Here is a 25,964-nt window from a genome sequence, read left to right as displayed (position 1 = left end):
CTGGTTTTTTTTAACGTGCCACCTTGACAGGTTTGGCTTCTATTATAAGATTAGAAAAAACAGGCAGGCCCGCATATGGGGGTGAAAATGTTATGTTCCACCTGTCCCAAATCCTGGTGCTGCATTGCCGCATGCTCAGAGGCAAACAACGTCTGCTGCGGTATCGATGATGACCTTCTCATTCGCGAAAACATGAACACCAAGAAGCGACGGAAATGGTTCAATTTCGAAGCATGAAAGACCCACCACTTTTTCAGAATCTCAGCTTGCTCCTCGTCGAGCCAGCATCACCAATGGAGTTTTTAGTAGAATTCTGATATCCATCCAAATGGTCCATGTCTCGATGTAAATCAGATCCAGCTTAACGACATCGTCGAAATCCTGCACCTGACTTCTGCCACTTACCTGCCAAAGTCCAGTGATGCCCGGTTTGATGCTTATCCTTTTACGATGCCAGTTCTGATAGTTGGCTACTTCGTCAGGAGTTGGAGGGCGGGTACCTACCAGACTCATTTCCCCATGTAGCACATTCCAGAATTGTGGAAATTCATCCAGACTAGTTTTGCGCAGAAATCGGCCTACTCTCGTCACCCGTGGATCGTTCTTTATTTTGAACATAGCCCCTTTCATCTCGTTCAAGGCCATCAACTTCTGTTTCTGCGCTTCGGCATCAACATGCATCGTTCTGAATTTCCAGCAGATGAAACGACGACCGTTTTCCCGCACACGCGGCTGTCCGAAAAAAATCGGCCCGGGCGAATCGAGCTTTATGGCCAGAGCGATCAAAGGGAACAACACCACATTGATGGCAAGACCGGCAATGGCGCCGATGATATCCAGGCAACGCTTGAGAAAAAGCTGCTCGGCATCGAACGCCTTGCTATGAAAGGTAAGCATCGGGATATCACCGTGGAAGAGCGAGAGTTCCTTGCGGGATGTGGGAAAATCATAGAGATCTATTACCATCCGCACGGTAATGCCCATTTCCTGTAGTGTACTAATGTAATGATCCATTGCCGTCAGCTTCTCTGGTGGGACAGAGAAAACAACCTCGTCAATGGGGTTTAGTTTGCAGGTGTCTATAAGATCATCCATGTGCCCCAGATCGATGCAACCGGGGAACTGTTTGGGATCTTCACAAAAATCCACAATACCAGAGATCACAAGTCCCCAGTCGGCATGCCGCCGGATGAGATCGACAAAGTGTTGTAATTTCTCTCCGGTTCCGACTATGAGGATGTGTCTGATGTTATAACCTTTGCGGCGAAAGTGACTCAGCAGCAGTTTTATGCCGCCCTTGGCCGCAGTAAGCAAAAAAAGACAGGTAACGATATTCGTGATCAGGAGCAGTCGGCTGAATCCTTTCGGATCGACCAAATATATGGCGGAAGCAACTAAAATGCCGCCGAATAGATGGACCTTGAGTAGTGAGCCGATAATTTGTGGAAATGTTCTGGTACGCAACGATGCATACAGGCCACAATGGGCAAGCAGAAACAGCCAGACCGGGAGGATGATCAACAGAACCCAGCTGTAAGTTTGAAAATGGGCAAGCCGTTGGTCAAAAGACTGGATAAAGGCATACGAGAGAGGGAGGGCCGCAACGATACAGGCCGCATCCACCGCAACTGCCAGCCTGGTAAATAATCGCGCCTGTTGTTTGAGCATCGGAAAGGTCCGTATATTGATCAAGGGTGATGATAAGGGAAAAATTCTATATCATGAAGGACAGTAAAGATAAACTTAATAATTTCCTCATGAAATTTTGTACTACTTACAGGCCGTCGAGATGAAGTTGACGATTAGGGCCTCGCGGCCTCGCATCTCAGCGGTATCCACAAGCTGTAACAGCTCCGCGGTCTTGTCAGACATGATTCCCTCATCCCCCCTCGATTCCACGTTGAGCCTGAGGACAGGCTCGGTATTTGAGCAGCGGAGGTTGAAACGCCAATGGGCAAACTCCATACTCACACCATCGGTATTGTCAACGACCAGCGCCAAAGGGTGGTACCGTTCCTTCACTCTCGCAATGGAAGCACCGGGATCAGCTATTGTCCGATTGATCTCGCCACTGGCCGGGAACATGCGCATTCTTTCCCCGACCAGTTCCGAAAGTTTCTTCCCCGTCTTGCACATGATCTCCAGCACCAGCAGCCAGGGGATCATGCCGCTGTCGCAGTAAGCGAAATTTCTGAAATAATGGTGGGCGCTCATCTCACCGCCGTACACAGCATCCTCAGCCCGCATCCGCTCTTTGATGAAAGCGTGCCCGGTCTTACTCATGACAGGTGTCCCTCCGGCGCTCTGGACGATATCCACCGTATTCCAGGTCAGGCGCGGGTCGTGGATGATCCTGGCACCGGGATGCTTCACCAGTATGGCGGAGGCTAAAAGGCCCACGATATAATACCCTTCGATGAAGTTGCCCTGCCCATCGAACAGGAAACAGCGGTCGAAGTCCCCGTCCCAGGCGATGCCGACGTCCGCGTTGTGCTCCTTCACCGCGGCAATTGTCGCGGCACGATTCTCCGGCAGGAGCGGATTGGGGATGCCGTTGGGGAAGTTCCCGTCCGCCTCGTGGTGCACCTTGATGAACGAAAAGGGGAGATGCCGTTCCAGCAGGTCGATGGTATGGCCGGCGCAGCCATTGCCGGCATTCACCACCACCTTCAGGGGACGCAGGGCAGCACCATCCACGTAGCCAAGCAGGTGAGAGACATACGCCGCATCGATGTCCAGGGGGGTAACAGTGCCAGTCTTTCCTTGCGGGACGAAGCGGTTGGTCCGTACCAGTTCCCTGATCTCGTTCAGGCCGCTGTCGCCGCTGATCGGCCGCGACCCCTCGCGCACCAGCTTCATGCCATTATAGTCCATAGGGTTGTGGCTGGCGGTCACCATGATGCCGCCGTCCATCCCTTCATGGAATGTGGCAAAATAGACCTGCTCGGTCCCGCAGATGCCGATGTCGAACACATCGCTGCCGCCATCGGTCAGACCACCCGTCAGGGCGTCGGCCAGGGATGCGCTTGACAGGCGGATATCACGGCCGATGATAACCCTGGCTGGTTTCAGAAGTTCGGCGTAGGCCCTGCCGATGCGGTAGGCGATATCCTCATTCAGTTCATCGGGTACTCGACCGCGGATGTCGTAGGCCTTGAAGCAGTTTAAATTCATGCAGATCTCCTTAATTACCGCAGAGGGCGCGTTCTCTGCGGTGAAATCAGGTTCGACCGTAGTGGTCTTCAAACCTGACAATATCATCCTCCCCGAGATAACTCCCCGACTGTACCTCTATCAATTCCAGCGGAATGACCCCGGGATTTTCAAGGCGATGTGTCACGCCGAGGGGGATGTATACCGACTGGTTTTCCGACAGCATGATGGTTTCAGCACCTTTTGTAATGCACGCCGTTCCCTTCACCACGATCCAGTGTTCAGCCCGGTGATGATGCATCTGGAGCGAAAGTGTTGCCCCCGGATTCACCGTGATCCGCTTCACCTGGAAACGTTCAGCGTTGTCTACCGATTGATAGGCACCCCAGGGACGGTATACCTTGCGATGGATCACCGACTCAGAACGGCCCTGCGCATTCAATTGATTAACGATGGATTTTACATCCTGTACCCGATTTTTAGGAGCTACCAGCACGGCGTCGGCGGTTTCTACGATTACATGATCTTCAAGGCCGACGGCGGTTACCAGCCTGTTATTTGACTGGAAGTAACAGCCATGGCTGTCGTGGGCAATAACATCTCCCCGCACCACATTCCCATCCTTGTCTTTCTCGCCAATCTCCCACAATGCCGACCACGCACCGACATCGTTCCAACCGGTATCAAGGGGAATAACAACGGCTTTGTCCGTTTTTTCCATTACAGCGTAGTCGATCGAATCGGAAAGGCATGAAGCAAAGGCCGATTTATCCAGCCTGACAAAATCCTGATCCGATTTGGCAAGCTCGATAGACATGCGGCATGCCCGCACCATCTCTGGGGCGCATTGCTCCAGTTCCTGCAGATAGGAGTTCGCACTGAAAAGGAACATCCCGCTGTTCCAATAATAGTCGCCCGAAGCCAGATACTGCTCGGCCGTGGCCTGGTCCGGTTTTTCCACAAACTGCTCGACCTTGAAAGCCCCCGCCGCCACACCCTTGACTCTTAGCGCTTCCCCCGCCTTTATATACCCATAACCGGATTCCGGGGCATTCGGCACGATACCGAATGTGACCAGCATGCCATTTCTGGCAAGCTCTGCGCCTTCAGCAACCGCCTTGTGAAAACAGGCGAAGTTCTGAATGACATGGTCGGATGGCAGAATCAGCAGGAGAGGGTCATTGGCATCGACGAGAGCGTGCAGCGCCGCCACAGCAACAGCGGGTGCCGTATTCCGCCCCACCGGCTCCAGCAGTATGGCTTTGGGTGTGGCTGAAATGGAGCGGAGTTGTTCGGCTACCATGAAACGGTGCTCTTCATTGCAGACAATGATCGGCTCGGCCACATCTTCCTGACCTTTGGTGCGAAGCACAGTGTTTTGGAGCATTGTCTGATCATTGACAAGAGGCAGCAGCTGTTTCGGATACAGTTCTCGGGATAGCGGCCATAGACGGCTGCCGGTGCCGCCGGATAGGATTACGGGGATGATCATGGAATAAAAATCTCCGCTCTTAATATGTTGAATTCTGCTCTGAATCGATGATCAAGGCAATCACATCACGCATCTTTCGGCTTGCCCGCCAGCCCAGCTTTTGAAATGCCTTGGCAGGATTGCCTTTACTGACCATGATTTCGGAGGGGCGCAAGAGTGCCGGATCACTGATAACATGTTCCCGCCAATCCAGTCCAACAGCCTGGAACACTGCCGCAACGAAATCTTCCAACGTGTTGGTCTCACAGGTGGCGATGACAAAGTCTTCAGGCCGGTCCTGCTGCAGCATCAGCCACGTGGCTTCAACGTACTCTTCGGCGCTGCCCCAGTCGCGGGCGATGAATATGTTGCCAAGATGCAGCTTCTCGCTGCTACCGGAAGCTATGCGGCGGGCCGCCTTGACGATCTTTTTGGTGACAAAGCGCTCAGGCCGCAAGGGCGATTCGTGGTTGAAGAGAATACCGGTGCAGGCAAAAAGATTGTATGCCTCACGGTAGTTGGCCACCTCCCAGAAGGCAGTCGCCTTGGCCACGGCATAGGGGCTACGCGGGCGAAAGGGAGTCTCTTCATCCGCCGGGCAGCCACCGGTATTGCCGAAACATTCGCTGGAGCCGGCGTTGTACAGTTTAATCTCCCTGCGGGTAAAACGGATCGCTTCAAGAAGGTTGAGTGTGCCGACGCTGATGCTCTCCAGGGTTTCAACCGGCTGGTCAAAGGAAAAGCCCCACCGAACTCTGGCCAGCCAAGTTGTAGATCTCATCGGGCTGGATCTTGGACAGCACCTGTAGAACGCTGCGGAAGTCGTTGAGCGCCATGGAATGGAACGTGATCTGATCTTTGATGCCGAGTTGCTGAAGACTTGAGAAGGAAGACATCTGGGCGTCACGTACTGTTCCGTGAACTTCATACCCTTTTTCAAGCAGCAGGCGTGCGAGATATGCACCATCCTGGCCTGACACGCCACTTATCAAGGCTTTATTTTGTTCCACAATATTCCCTCTGTTTACTGTGTTTGGGATTAAGGTGGCTGGCCGTGGGGCTCCAGTCAACTTTCAACGGCGATCGGCAGTTCATAGCCATGTTTTTTCAGCAACGCATGTCGTTGGGCTGTTTTGAGGTCTTCCGCAACCATTTCTGCGCACATCTCCTGAACGGTAATTTCCGGTATCCAACCAAGTTTTTCCTTTGCCTTTGTCGGGTCGCCTAGGAGCGTTTCAACCTCCGATGGCCTGAAATAGCGGGGATCAATACGCACCAGAATATCGCCCACTTTTACCGCAGGAGCCTTGTCACCGTGTACAGAAACAACGCTGCCTGTCTCCTCAACTCCTTCACCCTCAAACTTCAGGGTAATCCCCAACTCTTTGGCCGCCCAGGTAATAAACTGTCTGACAGTATATTGAACACCGGTGGCGATGACAAAATCCTCCGGGGTTTCCTGCTGCAACATAAGCCACTGCATTTTTACGTAATCTTTGGCATGTCCCCAGTCGCGCAATGAATCGATGTTGCCCATATACAGGAATTCTTCGAGACCTTGAGCAATATTGGCAAGTCCCCTGGTTATCTTTCGCGTAACAAAAGTTTCGCCACGACGGGGGGATTCATGATTGAACAAGATACCGTTGCAGGCATACATACCATACGCCTCACGATAGTTAACGGTAATCCAGTAGGCGTATAGTTTTGCAACAGCATAAGGGGAGCGGGGATAGAAAGGAGTTGTCTCTTTCTGCGGAATCTCCTGCACAAGCCCGTATAATTCGGATGTTGATGCTTGATAGTAATGGGTCTTGTGTTGCAAGCCGAGCAACCGTACCGCCTCAAGAATACGCAACGTTCCTACACCATCTACATCAACCGTGTACTCCGGCGACTCAAAACTGACGGCAACATGGGATTGTGCGCCCAGATTGTACACCTCGTCCGGCTGCACTTCCTGCAGAATACGGGTCAGATTTGAAGAATCGGTCAGGTCGCCATAGTGCAGTCTGAAGTGCGCGTTTTTAATATGCGGGTCTTGATATATGTGATCCACGCGTTGAGTGTTGAAAGATGAAGCACGACGCTTGATGCCATGGACTTCGTACCCTTTTTCAAGGAGAAATTCCGCCAGATATGAGCCATCCTGACCGGTAATACCGGTTATAAGTGCTTTTTTCATTGGTAGCATAACCTTTCTTAAAAACGATTCTGAAGGTTGGTTATCTTATGATCCAATACTTTCCAAATACCATGCATAAGTGGTAGCAATTCCTTGCACCAAGCTAATTGAATGCCTCCACCCAAGGTCATGCATCCGGCTCACATCTTGCATTTTTCTTGGCGTACCGTCCGGCTTTGTGGAGTCAAACACCAGTGCGCCTTCAAAACCCACAATACTCTTGACTGTTTCTGCAAGCTCACGAATGGTGACATCTTCACCTGTCCCAAGATTGACAAAACAAGGTTTGGGATAACTCAAAAGCTCAGGGGCGATTTTCTCATCAGACAACTCCATCAAGTGCAAACAGCCACTGGCCATATCATCGACATACAACAGTTCCCGGCGAGGTGTACCGCTTCCCCACACTACCACCTCGGACGCCTTCTGTACTTTGGCTTCGTGAAAACGCCTGATCAGAGCAGGTAAAACATGGCTGTTTTCGGGATGGAAGTTGTCTCCCGGTCCATAGAGATTGGTCGGCATAACGGCGATAAACTTTGTGCCGTACTGGCGGTTGTAGGCCTCGCACATCTTGATGCCAGTGATTTTTGCTATGGCGTAAGGTTCGTTGGTCGGTTCAAGAAGACCGGTCAGTAGGTGTTCTTCCTTCATTGGTTGTGGTGCCAATTGTGGATAAATACAAGATGACCCGAGGAACAGCAGGCGTTTGACCTCATGTTTCCAGGCTTGATGGATTACATTGTTCTGAATTGTTGAATTTATTTGAATGAATTCAGCAGGGTAGGTGTTGTTAGCATGAATACCACCGACCTTGGCAGCGGCCAAAAAGACATATTCAGGATTCTCTTGACAAAAAAAGTCAGCAACAGCCTGTTGGCAGGTAAGGTCCAATTCATTGATTTCTGGCAAAAGCAGGTTTTCATACCCACCAACCTGAAGACGTCTCGCAAGTGCAGATCCTACAAGCCCATTCGAACCAGCAACGAAAATTTTAGACCGCTTATCCATTTGATCTTGTCTCCTGTGCTGTTATCTTTAAAATTCCATCCATCATCATATTTACAGAACTCTCAAAGCTGGTTCTTTAATTCCAACAGCCGAGATAACAAATTACATGTTCACGACTTCCCGCAACGTCTCTTCAAAACGCCCAAGTACACTATCCATCCCAAGATTTTCCACAGCATACCGCCTGGCAATCTGATTATGCCCACCAGTGGAAGTCTGGCATCTTTGAACAAGTTCCACAATTGCCGCAACCAGCACATCAGCATTTTCCGGTTCTATTAAAGTGGCAACTCCTGGATTTTCCTGCACAAGTTTGCCAAGTTCGGTATCTGCATCAGCAGTTATTATAGCATCACCCCCAGCGGACAGAATTCCCGTCAACTTGGACGGCATGACTGCATCAGCAGCACCTCGTTTCTGTATCACCAGATGAACATCCGCCATCTGCAGTAAATCCGGTAACGATTGATATGATTGCAGAGGGTAGAAATGGACGTTATGCAACGCACTCGATTTTGCCGCATCGACAAGAACCGTTTTATGCGCACCCTCTCCGACAATAACAAAATGCAGATCGGTTTTTTCTCGTAATGCCATTGCAGCTTCCAGGATAATTTCAAGACCCTGTTTTTTGCCAAGGTTACCAGAGTAAAGAATGATATTATCACTGACATTGAAACCCCACTGCTGTCGGTATCTGTTTCTGTCCGCTTGTGGGGTGATAAAATCCGTGTCAACCCAGTTAGGAAAATGAACTATGGCCTGTTCTGCAACGCCTTTGGCCTTCAAGCGGGCGCACATGCTACGGGAGATCGACGATACACGGTCAAAACGCCGCATCAGAAGGCGTTCAGCGCCCAGAGCGAAGCGCGCAAGCACTCCACCGTCTCCCAGCATCCCGAGGCCGAACATGGCGTCAATCTCGAAATCTTGGATATGCAGCCAACTGCAGGTATTTGACAATTTGCTGAAGAGGATGGTCGTAGGTGCGCAGAAGAAGGAAGGAGCAATACAAATAATTACATCCGGTTGCCAAGCTAGCTGGCGCAACAGTTGAGGTAAACTGCTTAAGGCAAAGCTGGCCAGATGCAATAGTCTTGTGATCGTTTTCGGTTTTTCAGGGACCCAGAGTGGGGTGCGAAATACCGAAATCGTGCCGATGCATTCACGCAGATAGCGCCAACCAGAATAACCAGGTCCTATTTGCCATTCTGGATAGTAGGGGACTGTAGTAATTACCCGCACTTCATGATCACGCTCTGCCAGCCATTGTGCCATCTCACCGGTGTATTTACCGATGCCGGCAAGTTCGGGGGAAAAATTAAGGCCGTAAATAAGGATGCGCATATTTCAGATATTTCTTGTAGCGACAACAAAACAGTTAACGCTTTTCCGTTGATTAAATTGTCGAAGAAATGTGAATAAGCTTAAGAATATTAAAAGTATTTGGTTTTTGATACACAGAGAAATCAACATGTTAAGTAACTTCTCCATTCTTCCTCAACCAAACAACTGTATTCTCAACTCCTTGTGACATTGTGAAGGGCAAATCACCCACTAATAATTTCAGGGGTTCTAAATCATATATCATCGGTGTGACTAGGTTATTTAGCCTAAAAGAGGTTAATGGCGGGTTTTTCCAGCCGAATCTTTTAAGCATGTCTCCAAATTTTGCTGCAACGTGAAGATATCGTAAGTTCATTCGCTTGATCTTTGGAGTACCCAATGTGTTCTGTATCTTATTAGCCATCTCTTCTACATCAATAGGAGGATAATCTCCTAAGTATATGGTCTTGGCAGAGAATGTATATAAGGGCACATCGAGCAGACGTTGTAATTGATATACGGTATTACCAATAAAACCAAACGACTTTAAAATTTTTTCTGGACCTGGATGGAAATATTTTCCTTTGACAATAGTTAAAAAAAACGTTTTATAAGGGATATCAAACCATGGTCCCCAAATGGAAGTCGGCCGTACAATAAGCCAAGGACAAGGTATTTGCGTAGAATTTTCTCTGACTATTTTTTCACCCAACACCTTGCTCTCCCCATATGGAGTCGATGGGCAATAATCAAACTCATTATCTGGCTGATATCCAATACGACAGACGAGTCGAGATGAGGCAAAAATTATTCGCCGTAAAGATTTTAAGCCTGTAATAGCTGCTATTATATTCTGAACACCGACGGTGTTAGCGGAATAATCTGAAATGGAGAGACCGTCAAGGTCGGTCCTTGCTCCCATGTGTAGAATTACATCCGGTAATAATTTTTGAATTACCTCTCGTAATTTGGCAGCATCGCATAGGTCAACATTAATCCAGTATGGGGTGTGTGCTTTATTGCGTGGTGAAACAATATCAATATTTATAATTTCATCGCCATTAGTAACAAAATGCTCTACTAAATTAGTGCCTATAAAGCCTGAACCGCCTGTAACAATAACTCGCAAAACCTCACCTCCTGTTAGCTTATTAACCTTGACGGTCGATCTGTTAGGTCGTTAACGCTAAATTTGTGCAGCCCTATTTAGGACTTCCCATATTTTTTTAGCAGATATATCCCAGCTAAATAATTCTACTCTCTTTAAACCTTTTGTTTGTAGATCCAACTGCAGGCCGCTGTCTTCAGTTATTCTTCTCAATCCGTCAGCTATTGCTTCAACATCAAATGGATCAACCATCAAGGCAGCATCACCAACAACTTCAGGCAAGGATGTGACATTTGACGTAAGTACTGGAGTTCCACACGCCATTGCCTCTAAAGGAGGCAGCCCAAAACCTTCATAGAGTGAAACATAGGCTACCGCAAGCGCACCGCGATAAACGGCTGATAAATCCTCTTCCTTGATTCTACCAATAAAAATAATCCGATCGGCAATCCCGGCCTGTCTAGCTATTGCTAACAACTCTGGATCTGCTGTACCGGAAAGTACAAGTTTTACATCTGATCTTTTACACCCCAAGCTAAACGCCTCAATTAATCGGTTAACGTTTTTGTATATTCTTCTATTACCGACATATAAGACATAAGGAAAACCTGGATTATATTGAGTGCCTTCACAACTGAAATCAGCACCAACAGCATTATGGGTTACAACCACTTTTTCAGCAGAAATACCAGACCATGAAAGTAGCTCGTTACGAGAATATTCTGAAACGGTCAGAACCGTTGCAGCATTATGCAATAATCTTCGAATAACCTGATTATAATATAGCCGTTGAAGTGAATTGCCATAATGAAGATGCATCAAGTCATGGACACTAACAACAAAAGGAGTTTTGCAACCGGCAGGAGGCATAAAACCGGGGCTCCAGAACAGGTCAGCGTGGCTTTTCTTGATAGTTGAAGCGAGCAGCCATGGAGAAAGAGGGTTTTTGATCTTCCAGTTCTGGTTAAGATGTAAAATGTGACAATTATCAGGTTTTCGTTTGATAATTTCATTGACGTACCGACCAATTCCTGTCTCACCGAACCATCTATCGTCGATAATTAATTCCATAAAATAGACACCTGTCTGCACTTGTATTTCATATAACTATTTTGCAGGGGGCGCGGTTTTTTTACCAAAAATAAAACTACATAAATTAAAATTATTTAAATTACTTAGTAACAACATAAATATCACCATTTCAAATAAAAATGACCCAACTCCAGCAGACAATAGGCTAATCCCACAAAAATGCAATAGAAGTACAAAAGTGTATGGATTTGAAAAATCATTGTAAGATCTTTCGATAGTTTTGAGAAAATATCCTTGAATAAATCCGCAAAGTATTAGCCACAAAGGAAATATTTCACCAAAATCTGCGTAAGCAACGCCAGAACCAAACGACGGAGCTCCGGTATCCGTCTCAAACCACTCTGGAAAATAGATTTCCGCTAAAGCAATAGAACCAAAATTACGAGGTTTTTCAGGATAGAGAACTCGTGGTATTTTTGAGACAAAATAGTCTTCTAAAAATATTCTTCCAAGCTGAGGTTTATGCTCTTTATCGATAAGGACTTGTCCATTTCGATTATAATCGGAGTAAGTAAGCAATATATCAAAAAACATCTCTTTACTAATTTCGGTAGTATCAGTGCTAGGACGCAATAAAGCAATAGCTGTTGTGAGCAAGAAAAATGCAGTAACAAGCAATAAAACAAATGATTTAAGACCAAGAGAAAATTGAGTGCTTTTTATCCAATAAATAAACACAATAACTATAAAGGAAAAAAGGACAGTTTTAGAACCAGTGCAATAGCCTATTATAGAAAATATCAGGCCGGCAGTAACAATTTTTGACCAGTTATTATTCAATGAAAACATCACAAGAACAAATGATACCCTCAACAGAAAAGCTGATAGAAAATAACTTAGCCCATATCCAGTGCGAGTTTGTAAATAAACACTCCTTGGATCTAGTATAACATCGAGTCCAAATTCAAGATAAATTGGCAGAAAAAGAAAAATGGTAGCTAAAATCAGTATCATCGATTCACGCCAATACAACGGAGTGACGCGCCGAAACAATGAAACTGAAATACCCTTGCAATAGTAATAAGTAATGAGGAATGATAATACTTCAACCGTATTGCCTAAAGTAATTAAGAAAAAAGAATAGTCGGTGCCATCGCCTCCTATTCTAAAAGTGTAAAGCAATTCAACTACAATATTTTTTGTAAACGCACCAACAAACCAAGGAGTAAGTAAATTAAAGTAACTTCCAATTTGCTGAGAAACTTTTGCATATGCTAAAAGTATAATTAAACCACTTATCACTAAAAGTGCAATTCTTAATTTCCTTAGGGTAAACCCCCGGCTCTGCCGGGGGACCCCAATAGTTTGACAGTTCCTGAAATATGTAGAAGCCTCCCTAACGTGAACCGCTCAAAGTACACGAAAAGGAGGCTTCAATGGACGACACACAAAGTTTATGCCACACGAAATGGGATTGCAAGTATCACGTTGTATGGATTCCAAAATGTCGCCGCAAGGTGCTGTTTGGTCGAATCCGGAAATATCTTGCCGACTTGTTTCATAGTCTAGCCAGGCAGAAAGAGTGCAAGATAGTGGAAGGGCACCTTCAACCTGATCATATTCACATATTGATATCGATCCCACCAAAATACTCCGTTGCACAGGTGATCGGTTTCATCAAGGGCAAAAGTGCAATCCATATTGCGCGAATGTACCTTGGTCAGAAGAAGAACTTTGCTGGTATGAGCTTTTGGGCACGTGGCTACTTTGTATCCACTGTCGGTGCTGACGAGGAAACAATTGCCAACTACATCAGGAACCAGGAAGACGAAGACAAACGTCTGGATCAATTGACATTTTTGCCCGAAGAATGACCACCACTCGTGGTGGTCAGATAATCTTTTGAAAAAACCGCTTCGAGCGGTTCACGACTTTGAAAGCCCCCGGCTTTGCCGGGGGATGCTTACTCAGTATCAATCATATATCAAATAAGACCTTTGAAATCGCATAATCGCGATGCAACATTTTGAAAATAATTTCAGAAGCGTTTCAACGTCTTAGTAGCAGCTGTTACAGCCTCAAATCCGACTATCATTTGCGAAGGAGGACGTTCAATATAAAACTCAGATACATTAATGATTGATAGTGCTCTATTTCTACACTACGCTATTTTCACCTGTATGTTTTTTAAGTACATTAAAATAAAGTTCTTCCCATCTTTCTGTCCAGGCGTCTACGTCGAAGAAAGCATGTGACATTCCCATTATTGCATGGGACGATGTTTGCCAGTATTCTCTATTTGCTGCGACATCACCCATCAGAGCATACAGACTGCAACAATCATCAGGATCAAACAGAACTCCGTTCACTCCTTCTTGGATCATCTCAGGAATTCCCCCGCGATTGGAACCAAGTACTGGAACGCCAAAAAAGAACGACTCAAAAACAACACCTGGATAAGTATCTTCCCATAGAGAGGGGACTACCGTAAAATCAATTTTTTCAAAAAATATTTCAGGTTGTACACGTCCAATAAAATCGACTCGTTCATGACTGAACTTGTTTTTTAGATACGTTTCGTACTCTATCTTCCCAGAACCGGCTATTACGAGGCTCCATGATTCAGGAGAATGATTAATGAAAGTATCAAGAAGAAGTTCTATGCCTTTGCTAGGCATTAATCGGCCTATAAACCCAAAAGTGACACGTGAATCCAAAGCTCGAGTGCCGGGTCTTCGAACTTCCGCGCCAATGTTCATCTGTCGCGCATTGTGAATTACCTCGCGAATTGGGACATTACTAAAATATCCATAGCGGACCATTTTTTCTAGGATGAACTGGCTGACCCCAACTACGGCAGTTACCTTGTTACTCAACCTCGGGTGAAATAAACGCATCACACGACATTTCAAGCATTGCCGTTGGCATGGCCTGTCTCGACTAAACATGTTGCTACGGGGACAGATGAGGTAGGGGTCATGCAATACTTGAACAATGGGGATGTTTAGATTTGATAGCACAGACCAGACAGACACAGACCAACCAGCAAGATTGTGGATGCATACTATATCAGGTTGTTCACTTTTTACAAAGTTGGCAATGATTCGTTTGACAAATGGATTATTAATGTCAAGAATATGCCATATTGCTCTTTTCCATGCAGAAGCTTTCTCACCTCCAAATGGCCAACATATATTCTTAATTCCGATGCGCCAAACTTTAACACCATTGATTACATCATTCTGGACTGTATTAGTATTATCAAGCGAAAGAACTGAAACAGAATGCCCCCTTTTACCCATTGCCTCAACATGGTTTTGAAGGATAATTTCAGCACCACCGGATGCATTTGGAGCGTATAAAGAATTTATAAAAAGTATCTTCAATTGCCCTCTCCAAGCCTTAAGCCTCGGTTTTTATAAATTAGTTCAGATCTCATCATAACGATTGTGTTTGAAGGTACGGATTTATATATTAGTGAATTAGCACCTATTACTACATTGTCACCTATCGTAACGTTATTTAAGACAGTAACATTACTACCAAACCAACAATTGTTTCCGATAGTTATAAATCCAATATCAAATCCTTGTTCTGATATCCGCTTATTAAGATCAGCAAAATTGTGGTTATGATCGTACAATTTGACACTCTCACCAAACAAACAATCATCACCAATAGAAATATTGCCCATGCAATTTATCGAGCAATTGTTATTCATAAAGACATTGCTGCCAATCTTAATGTTTCCGCCATCTGCTAGTAATTTTACATAACTCCTAGTACTGAAATTATTTCCGATATGGATGCTACCATTATTACTATTTACGAGTTTAAAACCGTAACATATGGAACTATTCTGGCCAAAATAAACATTCTTGTATTTTAAAAGCATGAATTGAATAATCAACCAACAGTAAATTTTTCTAAGCATGCTTCACCAGCTTCTTTAATTTAATGGCAGCTTTTTGTGCGATTATACTAACAATATAAATCAAATTAGCATGCCTGAAATATTTAGATGACATAAGTGGTGACCGTAATAACAATAACAAGACATGGAAATTGAAAGATTTAATCCACAATTTTTTAAGGCCACTTTCGTTCGCAAAAGTCTTCTCTCTACATAGCAGCTTAAGGAATTCATCGAGAACTGTTATAGAACTCGTTTTGATATAATTTCCTTAGGGTAAACCCCGGCTCTGCCGGGGGACCCCAATAGTTTGACAGTTCCTGAAATATGTAGAAGCCTCCCTAACGTGAACCGCTCAAAGTACACGAAAAGGAGGCTTCAATGGACGACACACAAAGTTTATGCCACACGAAATGGGATTGCAAGTATCACGTTGTATGGATTCCAAAATGTCGCCGCAAGGTGCTGTTTGGTCGAATCCGGAAATATCTTGCCGACTTGTTTCATAGTCTAGCCAGGCAGAAAGAGTGCAAGATAGTGGAAGGGCACCTTCAACCTGATCATATTCACATATTGATATCGATCCCACCAAAATACTCCGTTGCACAGGTGATCGGTTTCATCAAGGGCAAAAGTGCAATCCATATTGCGCGAATGTACCTTGGTCAGAAGAAGAACTTTGCTGGTATGAGCTTTTGGGCACGTGGCTACTTTGTATCCACTGTCGGTGCTGACGAGGAAACAATTGCCAACTACATCAGGAACCAGGAAGACGAAGACAAACGTCTGGATCAATTGACATTTTTGCCCGAAGAATGACCACCACTCGTGGTGGTCAGATAATCTTTTGAAAAAACCGCTTCGAGCGGTTCACGACTTTGAAAGCCCCGGCTTTGCCGGGGATGCTTACTATTTTCGTGCCACCTGTAATGAGCTAATACTTTATCTACATACTTGAATTTATATTTTTTTGAAAGGCGAAACCACATATCGATATCTTCAAGTTTAGTATTGATGTCATATAATCCCATCTCAATAATTGAACTTTTACGAATCAATGCAGCCAAACCCGAAAAATAATTACCCTCAAAAAAGCTCTCATATGTACCAAAGTTGCGTTGTAAATCATAATTAATGCGCCTATACGTTAAAAACCTTATCGAACTATTAAAAGACAACCGTGTCTTGTCGTTGGCTATATTTCCATTTAAATCAACCTCCACACAATTATCATCAGCATCAATAAAATCTGTATCCCCGGAAACTAAAGCATAATTATTATCAAGTGCATTAAACTCCTTTACCAAAAACTCTATTTTATCAGGTAAGAACATGTCGTCAGATGCTAATAATGAAATAAAGTCACCCTTAGCAAGTGTAATGCCTTTATTTAATGTTATAGTTAAGCCTTCATTGTTTTTATTGATGTACGCAAAACTAGTAAAACGATTTTTGCAATATACCTCCATTGAAATAATTTGCTGATGGGTATCATCCTTTGATCCATCGTTCAACACAATTAGTTCAATATTATTATATGTTTGATCAATAACGCTTTTTATAGCTTTCTGGACATATTTCTCATGATTAAAAGCAGGTATAATGACCGACACGAGCGGATTATCAAAAGATTCAATTGGTGAGGGATAGTCATTCATATGTAATGCCTCGATTCACAAAAAGACATAGCTAAACATGCCCAATAATTTTAGCAGGTACACCGCCTGCTATAGTGTTTTCTGGAACACTTATTCCTAAAACAGATCCTGCCGCTACAACAGAATTCTTACCAATAGTGACACCTTTTAACACAGTAACTCGTGACCCAATAAAAACATTATCACCTATAGTGACAGGCAGACATTTGTATGTTCCAGAATTTCGTCTATCAGGATGTAAGTCATGAAAATCAGAATCATAGACTGTAAATTCCGTGCCAATAAGAGTATTAGCACCTATACTAATGCAAGTGCGGTCTGCTACGATAACTGCATTATTATTGATATAAACCCCATCGCCAATTATAATTTTAGATTCAGTCGACCTCGCTTCGATATGAGTGTATCCATTAAAAAAATACGGAGAAGGCCAGACACCCAGGTTACATTTTCCGAGTATTATTTCCCCTTGTCCTGTCGTCAACACCGGTTGAATATATTTAACTCCATTTGACACAACGGTAGCATTGGAGACTAAACGATAAAATACAATTCTCAAATACTGATAAGCTAGTCCCGTTGCTAAATAAATATGTCTTGCTCTTATTTTTAACAGTTTAGATGGATTCAAGATGCCTCCTAAGACATTTTCTTAAACTCTTTACTCGTTAAAAAGTACATAACGTACCAGTGTAGCAGATAGTTAAGCGCGAATGCTATAACCGCCCCTTGCAAGCCAAAGCGAGGAGTAAGTAATATTGTACCTAATACCAAAGAGACTGAAAAGAAAACTTCTGTAACAATAACGAATTGCGTGGACGCTCTCGCAAACAGGACGTAGCCCAATATCCAACTTCCAATCTTAATCACGTCGCCAGTCAACTGCCAAGTAAACAGCTTGATCATCGGACGAAAATCTGGAGTAAAAAGTACCGATACAATGAAGTCACGCAGCAAATAAATTGACAGAGCACCAAAGACTGCAAGAGGTAATACAATCCGGTATGTTTTAAGAATTTCTGATTTTAGTTCTTTTGCCGTTCTAATCTCGGAAATCCGAGGCAAATAATACGCAGAAAGGGTAAGAGTCACCATCATAAGGTAGATATCACTAATTTTTGTAACTGCCTGCCAATAGCCAGTAGCCTCAAGTCCAAATTTTGCTGACAGGTGATCCCGCACAAGAATCTGTGAGAGTGGGACACAAATAGAACTAGTTATAGCCATAGCAACAAACTTCAATAAATTTTGCAGAGTCTTCGGGTCAATCTTGCCCCATAGAGTACGCAGGCTAAACCATTCTGCTTTTAGCGCTAGGCCCAGCGTGGTTAGTACCGCTACTGACTGACTCACGCCAAAGGCAATTAAAGCACCACGCAGTCCAAGCTTCCATGCCAATATGGCGACAACACAAAACGAGACCAAATTACCTGAAATGTTCGCAAATATGAATGTACGAAACTCTTTTTTACCGTTGATAATTGCAAGTAGGGTTGAATTAAGTGCTAACCCCGGCAACGCAATCGCAAACCAAACGAAGACATCGGAAAAATGAGGCAGTTTGAATAGCCATACAGAAAGCTGCTCGCGAAACAAGATTATGCCGACTGCAGCACCCAATGTCGTGAAGAGCATTAAGCGGCAGGCGGTTTGCCAAATTGCATGCTGCCGTGGTTCGTCGTCAAAATACTCTGCGGTGTATTTGGTAACACCTGTTGTTACGGTTCCGCTGACAAGGCCGGAAACGAGTCCAACCGCGTTTTGAAACTGTCCAATCAGTGTATATCCGGCCGGTCCCAACATGACAGCCAGTAGTTTGTTAAGCACAAGTGCGCTGGATAACTTAACAGCAACAGCAACTGCATTCCACAAACTGGTTTTTACCAGACTCATGCTGAATGGACTTTATGCAATGAGGCGCAAACAGACACAATGCTATCTTCTGTTATACCCGGCCACATCGGAAGACTGATTACAGAATTATGAATTGCTTCTGAAATTGGAAAGTCACCCCTTTTATAGCCAAGGTCTGAATATGCAGGCTGCAAATGCGGTGGGATAGGATAATGGATCATGGTTCCAATGCCAGCCTCAGCCAGCATCTTTTGTAACTCATCACGGCGATCTTGCCGCACCACAAACAGATGCCAGACCGGCTCGGCCCATTCCGGGATAAATGGTATGGTCAGGGGGGTGATAGTAGTAAGATCTTGAATGTAGGAACTGGCAACAATCCTTCGTCGTTCATTACATTCATCAAGCTTGGTCAGCTTCACCCGAAGTAATGCTGCCTGCAATTCATCCAGTCGAGAGTTGAACCCGACGACCTCGTTATGATACTTGATCTGTGAGCCATAGTTGCGAAGCACTTTGATACGTTCCGATAATTCATTATCATTAGTTGTAACTGCTCCGCCATCACCGATGGCCCCGAGATTTTTACCGGGATAAAAGCTGAACCCGGCAGCATCTCCAAGACTTCCAGCTCTACGACCCTTGTAACGTGCGCCATGTGCTTGGGCACAATCTTCAATAATTTTGAGGCCGTATTTTTGGGCAATGGCATTGATCGGATCCATATCCGCGGTTTGTCCGTAAAGATGCACCACCAGTATTGCCTTCGTCATTGGTGTAATAGCTTGTTCAATTCTCGCTGGATCGAGGTTGTAGGTGCGCTCATCCGGTTCAACGGGAACGGGGGTTGCACCAGCATGGGTCACTGCTAGCCACGTGGCAATATATGTATTGGATGGGACGATCACTTCATCGCCAGGACCTATTCCGTATGCCCGAACAATCAGGTGAAGGGCATCGAGTCCGTTGGCAACACCGATGCAATACTTTGTTTCACAATAGGCTGCAAACTCAGTTTCGAACGACTGCACTTCTCTGCCAAGAATGTACCAACCCGACTCCATCACACGTCGATAGGCAGCGTCCAGCTCATCTTTTAATTCAATATAAGGCGATTTAAGGTCGAGAAAGGGAATGTTCATTTCTTCTTTGCCGCCTCAAGAAATGTCTCATATTCACGGATATAGTCGTCTGCAGAATATGTGGTCGATGTCAGCACGAGACATACAGCGCCCGAAGAAAAATTATCTATCTCTCTCCAGACATTAGTTGGCAGGTATAACCCATAGTAGGCTCTATTGAGATGAAACGTCTTTTTATCGAAACCATCGTCGACAATAACGTCAAAACTGCCACTCATGGCAATAATAAATTGTTCAGAATAGATATTGCTATGTCCAGCTCGCATCTCGCCACCGGGTACATCGTAAAGATAAAAAACCCTCTTTATGTCGAAAGGAATATGGTTTGTACCCTCGACAAAAGTTAAATTTCCACGTGGGTCAGCGATTTTTGGCAAATCAATGATTTTGCAGTCTGACAATGGCATCTTTATCCTCCCGTATTATGTGAAGCTACAATATATATTTCGCCAGCGATATCTGGAAAACGTTCCCCAAGTTGCATGAAGGCTTCAACCATCTGCGGTGTCCAAGTGTCTTCTATTTGCTTGTTGGCAACCGGTTTTAACCAGTAACCACCAAAGACTTCGATGTTCAATCCTGCTACATGAAAAGCCTCTTGAAAGGATTCTGGATTGAACACTCTACGATGACCATGATGAACATCCATTTCATTTAAAGTATCTTCCGCTGTCAGAATACCCATTACTACTGCAGCCTGACGGTGCAATGAGTGAGCGTTGGGGACCGCAGCAAAAATGTGACCGACATCAGGTTTGAGCCAGTTTTTTGCGCGCGAAAGTATATCAACAGGATCATTTACATGTTCAAGTACATGACCGAGGATGATAGTATCAAATTTCACGGTAGGATTAAATTCCTCAAAAAGCGCATTCACAATTTCTGCCTGAGGGAAGCGTTTTCTTAGATCATCACAAAAGGTGCTAGATCCTTCCACTATAGTTATCTTCTTATTGAGGGTTGCTAACAGCTCAGTCATCACTCCTTCGGCCGGCCCCAATTCTAATATAGATTCACCATTTATAAATCGAGATACAATCTTAAAGCAATATGAGATCGCTGCGGGCATCACGCCAGATGAATACAAAGATATTTCAGATATGGTTTGTAATCTTTTCTTTTCAGCAATGGCAGAATTCATATGTTTACCTTGTTCCTTATTTCAATAAATTCCAGCATCATTCGGTTGGGAAACATGACAAAACTGATGCGGCACAAGCCAAAAGCGACTGCTGGAACCGGCTCAACAATCATCTTTGCACGCTTTGCACGAGCCCAGTTAATGGCAGAGTCAATATCTTCGACCAAGTACGCAAAGTGATACATCTTTATTCCCGCATCGATCCATGGTGTCAGCGTTACAGACCCAGGCAAATTTTCCAGCAACTCGACCCTTGGTCCAGGGCCAACAAGAAAGCAGCCGGATATGCCCTGCACGGGATCGACAAACAATTCACCTTCCTGATGATATCCCATGTACTCGAAAAACTGTCGTTCGCGTTCAATCGATCCGGTGGCATAACCTACGTGATGGAACTCGTACCCTTCCGGTAATTTCTGCAAATCAACCACGTAATATCCTCTTTGAAGTAAGCTTTGCCAATTGTTCAAGTCGGTGCTCAATACAGTCCCAACCTGGATGGTCCACATAATGCTCAACAGCATCCAAGCACAAGCCATTTAGCTCAAGATGCTGGGGTAATAGCCTGCGTTTTAAAATGCCGCATGAATCGTGAAATGACATTACGTTTACATTGTCGGCAACGGTGCGGCAATACACTGCGTCAAGCTTCAGACTCTCGAAAGCCACACGATATATCAACCATGAACATTCTACCGCCCCGAGCGAACCTGTTTTGAGTATCCAGCGCCCCCACTCTCCTGTCTTGGCCTTTTGATCGATATCGTAAATTGAGACAACCCCTTCGGCTGCGCCATTATCCCTACGCTCCAAAACAAAGTAATAATCGTTGGCGCGGTCATAATAACGGCTAAACCATGCCAACTGATCCTCAATGCGGTTTGAACTCGCATGCAGATAGCGATTTAGTGCAGGATCGGTACGTAACTCAATGACAAAGTTTGCATCCTCATCAGTAATTGGTCGCAGGCGGAAGGCAAAACCCTCAACAAATATGTTATGCCGCATGTTTGGCCAGCACCGCGTCAACAATCTTGACCGCACTGTCAAGCTTGGCCAATTCTTCTTCTGAAAATTCAACACCCAATTCTTCTTCGAGAGCAAACATAATTTCCATGTGCTTCAGCGAGTCCCAATCGGCAGTATTCTGGCGAGAAATTTCGTCACCTAACTTTAGCTGGCACTTGAGAAACGCTTCAAGTACGTTCAACACTGCTTGTTCAATCTGATTGCGCTGCATAGATGTTATTACTCCTTGATTAAGGCGATACCATCGGTCAAAACAAAGTTTTCTATCAGTTCAGACTGCAGAGTGTAACATCCTGGTTCCGGTACCTCTACCATAGCTAGCAAAAGCGACAACCATTTAAGCGCTGGTTGATTACGAGGTCCATGTTGTACCCGGAAGCTAACGTTACTACCCCCTCTAAATAGCGGCATATTTCGAATTGCACCAATTATAATCGAATCTTCCAACTGACGTCCTAAGGCGCGACAACTAACACATAATTCTTCAACAATTAGCTGATCATTTTCACGCTCGCATACGAGCACAGCAATCACGCCGCTATCAGATAGGCGGTCCTTCATATGCACACTGGCCACGCAAGCATTAACGCACTTGAGGCGGTCTGCTAATTCGGCTTGATTGAAACGACGTAGCGCAAGATTAAACTGGTTGGTTTTATTGCACAAATCGGCTAGTCTGGACAGTTGGTCAACAGGATTGTAGCGGTAAGACAGCGAAACTTCCAGGCTACGGAAATAGTCTACAGTATCAAACGCTGCAACCTGTATTTTTTCGCGCTCAGCATTGGCCCTCAGATCCTGAACCCGCTTTGTGTCTTCGTCTTCGATTTTCCAACGCCATAAACCAGGGTAATGTTCCACAGCCCGTTGTGTCAGGCTGGCATCCGAATTAGCAAACACAGTATGTACTTGTGGTATTTGTGCCGCAACTGAAGCTAACTCGCCAGGATTGTCATCGACAAAAAGCACTGCGTCTGGTGATATACGTAATGTGTCGGCAATACGTTTGATGGCGGTGGCCTTCTCCCCCCATGACACTTCTGTGACCGAGAAATCACCCCATTTCAGTGGATAATCGTCACGATTGTTAAATAGTGTTTCAACATCTGGACGCTCATTACGGGACACTAGTGTGATAAAAATTCCGCGTTGCAGCAGTGATTTCAAAAAGAACTGAAAATCACGGTGTTGTTGCGAAAGCTGGACTCCTTGAATTCCGTCTTCGCCCAAAACCCCGATATGCAGCGTATTGTCAAGGTCAAGTGCCACTGCTTTCACTGGGGGGAACACTACCGCGGGTAACCAGTGACAAGCTAGTTTCCGTGCTATTAGCGGCTGTGCAGCATTACTTACAGGCGTACCGGCCATTACGGTACTGCGTGAATCGATCAGATTAACACCAGCTTCACTACAGACAGCACCGACATCTGCAAAATAAACTGCTGGCATTGACGTGAAGGATGTTTGTAGTTCAATCCGCTGAGCATCATTTTCCAGCCAGGTGGCAACAATAATCGATGAGCTGGTGGCGATCCGCAATGCTTTTATTCTGGCGATCAACCACTCGGTCCATGCCGCGAAACTCGTATTAGAAAGATAACGACTGCTGTCGAGCCAGATTAGTTCAACATCCGCCGGAGCGTGATTTGCAAACATCAGTGTATCATCGTAGTCACTGAACTGGAACTCGGCCTGCCAGCAACCATAAGCAACATACGGGTGTATCAAGCTAGCAACTGGTTCAAAAGCGTGGTTGCGCCATACATTAACGTAGATCTTTTTCGTTCCTGCCACATCCTGAACAATACTTTGCAACGCAAGTCGACTAGGACGGTTCGCAAATAGAGTAGATTGCACTTCATAGCGCCAGAAACTCGTTTTTATGTGGCTTTGAATTAAATCCATCAGACCATCCTTGAACTTGTCTTTATTTTACGCTCGGAATGGCAACTGTTCCCACCTATCAAGAGGTTTGCCGTATTTCACAGTGCTGTAAATACCTGTTGTTTTACGATAGGAACTATCACCGCCAAAAATAAAAGAATTATTATAACCCGTTGTATTCAGGATTGAGTCAGATACCTCCGGCACAGCCGGGAGCTTGAAAATCGTTAACCGCTCAAAGCGGGTTTGTAAAACGTTGCCACCTAGAAGGTGGCTCCTCTTAAAGTAAGTTTAGCTGGTCAAGACGTTTATCTTCTTCGCTCTGATTCTGAATGTAGGCGCAGATGCTTTCCTCATCTGCTGACATAATATCCTCTGGCCCAAAAACTCTGCCCAGCAAAGTTCTTGCGGCGGCCAACATATGTACGGGCAATCGCTATCGCGCTTTTGCCCTTGATGAAACCGATCACCTGCGATACCGAAACCTTCGGCGAAATGGATATCAGGATGTGAACATGGTTGGGTCTCAGATGCCTCTCTAATATTTGACACCCTTGTTGCTTGGCAGGATCTTTCAGCAACTCTCCCAAATGCTGACACAGCCTGTCATACAACACTTTCTGCCGACACTTCGGTACACACTTGACAACGGAAGACTGGGTGTTCACTTCACATTCTGTGACCCCAATGAAATCGTAGTTTGTAAACAATTTCAACGTCTCGGAGAGCGCAACGACTTCCATCGCTCCAGTTCTTTCTCCGGCATCCGGGCAAAGCCTTCCCTGGCGAATGCGAACAGCACGGAGAAGAAAAAGGTTACAAAGGTTGCAACAATGACCAGTTTTGAGCGGGCAGGTTTGCTCTTTTTTTCCGGCACTTTGGCTTTTTGCAGGACCTGGAAGGGGGAGAGGTCTTTCGATTCGGAGAGCCTGGCCATCTCATACTGTTTGGTCAGCAACTCGACCATGGTCTCCTGGATCTTGAACTCGCGCATGAGGCGCAGATAATCCTGGCCCAGTTGGGGCACTGATCCGACGGAAGGGATGGAACTGTTGCCACCGCTCCCCTCCAGTCGGGCGATCTGCCTCTTCATGTTTTCGACCGAGGTCCGGGCCCGCTTCACTTCCTGGCTGGAATCGGTAAACTGGCGCTGCAAGGCGGCAAGCTGGACCTCCTGTACGGCAAGCTGCGCCCTGAGTTGAGCGACCCCCTCGATGGACGCCTTTGCCTGCTCCGTGACGTTCACCATCTTGTTTCTTGACTGGAACGCCTTCAATTCGTCTTCGGCGCGGGTCAAATCCGCCTTGGCGGTTGTTAAGCGCTCCTCCAGAAACAGGCGGTTCTTGCCGGCTCCGCTCATGCTGAGCCTTACGGCAAGCTTGCCCAACTCTTCAACATATCCGTTGGCCATATCGGCGGCCCGTTTGGGGTCCTTGTCATTCACGGCGATGGTTATGATGCCGTCTTTTTTCCCTGCGCTGATCATGGCCTTGGTATCCAGCGTTTTATAGGCATCAACCCTGAATTTCGCCTTATACACATCCAAAAGCTTGTAACGGTCGATAATCGGGTCTTTGACAGCTTCACTCCTGAGCATGGATACATACAGATCCGTCTTGGTGGGACCGCCGAGCGATCCGCCTGCGAGGCCGGCCAATCCCCCCAATTGAGCCATCATTGCACTCATACCGGCTTTGTCATCTTCCGAGGCCAGAATCAAGGTCGTGGCGGTGTAGATGTTAGGCATGAAGAGAGTAATCAACGCGGTCAGGAGCGCCGCACCTAAGGAAGTGAGCAGAATCATCTTCTTGTGCTGGGCAATGACGAGTAGCAAATCTACGAGAGACACGGCGGGAGTCACTGGTCGCGGCGAAATACCTGGAGTAGTTGGCAGAATTTCAACGTCAGCTTCAAAATTCAAAGTACGAGGTTCGGGGCTAGGACAAGAGCCGCTAGACTCATGGATTAAAGGTGTTTGTTGGTGCCTCGTGATCGGATTGCCAGGTGAGGAATGAGGGCTAGTACCGGGGGTATTCTGATGCATTAATAGTGCTCCG

24 protein-coding genes and 2 pseudogenes are annotated in these 25,964 nt (G+C 45.6%); 2 read left to right on the top strand and 24 right to left on the bottom strand.

The features are described from left to right. Positions 1-261: 261 nt before the first annotated feature. From GSVR_RS16545 to GSVR_RS16500, 10 genes and pseudogenes are all read right to left on the bottom strand, one after another. Entirely contained in the window at positions 262-1,668 is a 1,407-nt protein-coding gene (locus GSVR_RS16545; protein WP_173198616.1) for a sugar transferase, read from the bottom strand. Positions 1,669-1,770: 102 nt separating this feature from the next. Then, positions 1,771-3,174, bottom strand: a complete 1,404-nt coding sequence (locus GSVR_RS16540; protein ID WP_173198614.1) for a phosphomannomutase — start codon at positions 3,172-3,174, stop codon at positions 1,771-1,773. A gap of 46 nt (positions 3,175-3,220) precedes the next feature. After that, on the bottom strand, positions 3,221-4,645 hold the full coding sequence (locus tag GSVR_RS16535) for a mannose-1-phosphate guanylyltransferase/mannose-6-phosphate isomerase (RefSeq protein WP_173198612.1): 1,425 nt from the start codon (positions 4,643-4,645) through the stop codon (positions 3,221-3,223). 19 nt (positions 4,646-4,664) lie between these two features. Then, positions 4,665-5,634: pseudogene (locus GSVR_RS16530) on the bottom strand (GDP-mannose 4,6-dehydratase). Between the two features lie 56 nt (positions 5,635-5,690). Further along, on the bottom strand, positions 5,691-6,809 hold the full coding sequence (gene gmd / locus GSVR_RS16525; protein WP_173198610.1) for a GDP-mannose 4,6-dehydratase: 1,119 nt from the start codon (positions 6,807-6,809) through the stop codon (positions 5,691-5,693). A 45-nt stretch (positions 6,810-6,854) separates the two neighbouring features. Next, positions 6,855-7,820, bottom strand: a complete 966-nt coding sequence (locus GSVR_RS16520) for a GDP-L-fucose synthase (RefSeq protein WP_173198608.1) — start codon at positions 7,818-7,820, stop codon at positions 6,855-6,857. Between the two features lie 102 nt (positions 7,821-7,922). Then, the gene (locus GSVR_RS16515; RefSeq protein ID WP_173198606.1) at positions 7,923-9,167 is read right to left on the bottom strand and encodes a glycosyltransferase WbuB; all 1,245 of its coding nucleotides are present in this window, start codon (positions 9,165-9,167) and stop codon (positions 7,923-7,925) included. A gap of 130 nt (positions 9,168-9,297) precedes the next feature. Further along, positions 9,298-10,275 (bottom strand): NAD(P)-dependent oxidoreductase, encoded by a 978-nt coding sequence (locus GSVR_RS16510; protein WP_173198604.1) that lies wholly within the window; start codon positions 10,273-10,275, stop codon positions 9,298-9,300. A 57-nt stretch (positions 10,276-10,332) separates the two neighbouring features. After that, positions 10,333-11,325: a glycosyltransferase family 1 protein gene (locus GSVR_RS16505; RefSeq protein ID WP_173198602.1), complete on the bottom strand. Its 993-nt coding sequence runs from the start codon at positions 11,323-11,325 to the stop codon at positions 10,333-10,335. A 36-nt stretch (positions 11,326-11,361) separates the two neighbouring features. Further along, the gene (locus GSVR_RS16500; protein ID WP_173198600.1) at positions 11,362-12,588 is read right to left on the bottom strand and encodes a hypothetical protein; all 1,227 of its coding nucleotides are present in this window, start codon (positions 12,586-12,588) and stop codon (positions 11,362-11,364) included. A gap of 134 nt (positions 12,589-12,722) precedes the next feature. Here GSVR_RS16500 and tnpA (GSVR_RS16495) point away from each other — a divergent pair, with 134 nt between their 5' ends. Continuing rightward, positions 12,723-13,160, top strand: coding sequence for an IS200/IS605 family transposase (gene tnpA / locus GSVR_RS16495; protein ID WP_173196373.1), 438 nt, complete (start codon positions 12,723-12,725; stop codon positions 13,158-13,160). Positions 13,161-13,442: 282 nt separating this feature from the next. Here the strand turns inward: tnpA (GSVR_RS16495) and GSVR_RS16490 are convergent, their stop codons facing one another. Together GSVR_RS16490 and GSVR_RS22435 are read right to left on the bottom strand one after the other, a co-directional pair. Further along, positions 13,443-14,672 (bottom strand): glycosyltransferase family 4 protein, encoded by a 1,230-nt coding sequence (locus tag GSVR_RS16490; RefSeq protein WP_173198598.1) that lies wholly within the window; start codon positions 14,670-14,672, stop codon positions 13,443-13,445. Further along, positions 14,669-14,980, bottom strand: coding sequence for an acyltransferase (locus GSVR_RS22435; protein WP_370552087.1), 312 nt, complete (start codon positions 14,978-14,980; stop codon positions 14,669-14,671). The genes GSVR_RS16490 and GSVR_RS22435 overlap by 4 nt, the downstream gene beginning before the upstream one ends. Positions 14,981-15,580: 600 nt before the next feature. On the opposite strand from GSVR_RS22435, the gene tnpA (GSVR_RS16480) reads away from it, so the two are divergent. Beyond that, on the top strand, positions 15,581-16,018 hold the full coding sequence (tnpA, locus tag GSVR_RS16480) for an IS200/IS605 family transposase (RefSeq protein WP_173196373.1): 438 nt from the start codon (positions 15,581-15,583) through the stop codon (positions 16,016-16,018). Here tnpA (GSVR_RS16480) and GSVR_RS16475 read toward each other — a convergent pair. The 12 genes and pseudogenes from GSVR_RS16475 to GSVR_RS16420 form a co-directional block, all read right to left on the bottom strand. Beyond that, positions 15,991-16,857 carry a glycosyltransferase gene (locus GSVR_RS16475; protein WP_203978699.1) on the bottom strand — a complete coding sequence of 289 codons (867 nt, stop codon included), beginning with the start codon at positions 16,855-16,857 and terminating at the stop codon, positions 15,991-15,993. The two genes, tnpA (GSVR_RS16480) and GSVR_RS16475, sit on opposite strands and share 28 nt — an antisense overlap. A gap of 31 nt (positions 16,858-16,888) precedes the next feature. Continuing rightward, positions 16,889-17,488, bottom strand: coding sequence for a DapH/DapD/GlmU-related protein (locus GSVR_RS16470; RefSeq protein WP_173198592.1), 600 nt, complete (start codon positions 17,486-17,488; stop codon positions 16,889-16,891). An 8-nt stretch (positions 17,489-17,496) separates the two neighbouring features. Further along, positions 17,497-18,750, bottom strand: a complete 1,254-nt coding sequence (locus tag GSVR_RS16465) for an O-antigen translocase (protein WP_173198590.1) — start codon at positions 18,748-18,750, stop codon at positions 17,497-17,499. Then, positions 18,747-19,853 (bottom strand): DegT/DnrJ/EryC1/StrS aminotransferase family protein, encoded by a 1,107-nt coding sequence (locus tag GSVR_RS16460; protein WP_173198588.1) that lies wholly within the window; start codon positions 19,851-19,853, stop codon positions 18,747-18,749. The genes GSVR_RS16465 and GSVR_RS16460 overlap by 4 nt, the downstream gene beginning before the upstream one ends. Then, entirely contained in the window at positions 19,850-20,260 is a 411-nt protein-coding gene (locus GSVR_RS16455) for an FdtA/QdtA family cupin domain-containing protein (protein ID WP_173198586.1), read from the bottom strand. The genes GSVR_RS16460 and GSVR_RS16455 overlap by 4 nt, the downstream gene beginning before the upstream one ends. A 2-nt stretch (positions 20,261-20,262) precedes the next feature. Further along, a complete protein-coding gene (locus GSVR_RS16450; protein ID WP_173198584.1) occupies positions 20,263-20,994 on the bottom strand; it encodes a bifunctional 2-polyprenyl-6-hydroxyphenol methylase/3-demethylubiquinol 3-O-methyltransferase UbiG in 732 nt (243 codons plus the stop codon). Continuing rightward, positions 20,991-21,425 carry a VOC family protein gene (locus tag GSVR_RS16445; protein ID WP_239077360.1) on the bottom strand — a complete coding sequence of 145 codons (435 nt, stop codon included), beginning with the start codon at positions 21,423-21,425 and terminating at the stop codon, positions 20,991-20,993. Before GSVR_RS16445 ends, GSVR_RS16450 begins: the two co-directional genes overlap by 4 nt. Next, positions 21,418-22,002, bottom strand: coding sequence for a GNAT family N-acetyltransferase (locus GSVR_RS16440; RefSeq protein ID WP_173198580.1), 585 nt, complete (start codon positions 22,000-22,002; stop codon positions 21,418-21,420). Before GSVR_RS16440 ends, GSVR_RS16445 begins: the two co-directional genes overlap by 8 nt. Then, positions 21,992-22,234: an acyl carrier protein gene (locus tag GSVR_RS16435; RefSeq protein WP_173198578.1), complete on the bottom strand. Its 243-nt coding sequence runs from the start codon at positions 22,232-22,234 to the stop codon at positions 21,992-21,994. The genes GSVR_RS16440 and GSVR_RS16435 overlap by 11 nt, the downstream gene beginning before the upstream one ends. A gap of 8 nt (positions 22,235-22,242) precedes the next feature. Next, positions 22,243-23,928 carry an HAD-IIIC family phosphatase gene (locus tag GSVR_RS16430; protein WP_173198576.1) on the bottom strand — a complete coding sequence of 562 codons (1,686 nt, stop codon included), beginning with the start codon at positions 23,926-23,928 and terminating at the stop codon, positions 22,243-22,245. A 259-nt stretch (positions 23,929-24,187) separates the two neighbouring features. Continuing rightward, positions 24,188-24,596 (bottom strand): annotated as a pseudogene (tnpA, locus tag GSVR_RS16425) (IS200/IS605 family transposase). A 23-nt stretch (positions 24,597-24,619) separates the two neighbouring features. Further along, positions 24,620-25,951, bottom strand: a complete 1,332-nt coding sequence (locus tag GSVR_RS16420) for a Wzz/FepE/Etk N-terminal domain-containing protein (protein ID WP_173198574.1) — start codon at positions 25,949-25,951, stop codon at positions 24,620-24,622. Positions 25,952-25,964: the final 13 nt, after the last annotated feature.

It is taken from the genome of Geobacter sp. SVR (assembly GCF_016865365.1).
In the GTDB taxonomy this organism is placed as follows: domain Bacteria; phylum Desulfobacterota; class Desulfuromonadia; order Geobacterales; family Pseudopelobacteraceae; genus Pelotalea.
The sequence above is the reverse complement of the archived record's forward strand: the minus strand, read 5'-3'. Positions and strand labels throughout refer to the sequence as shown.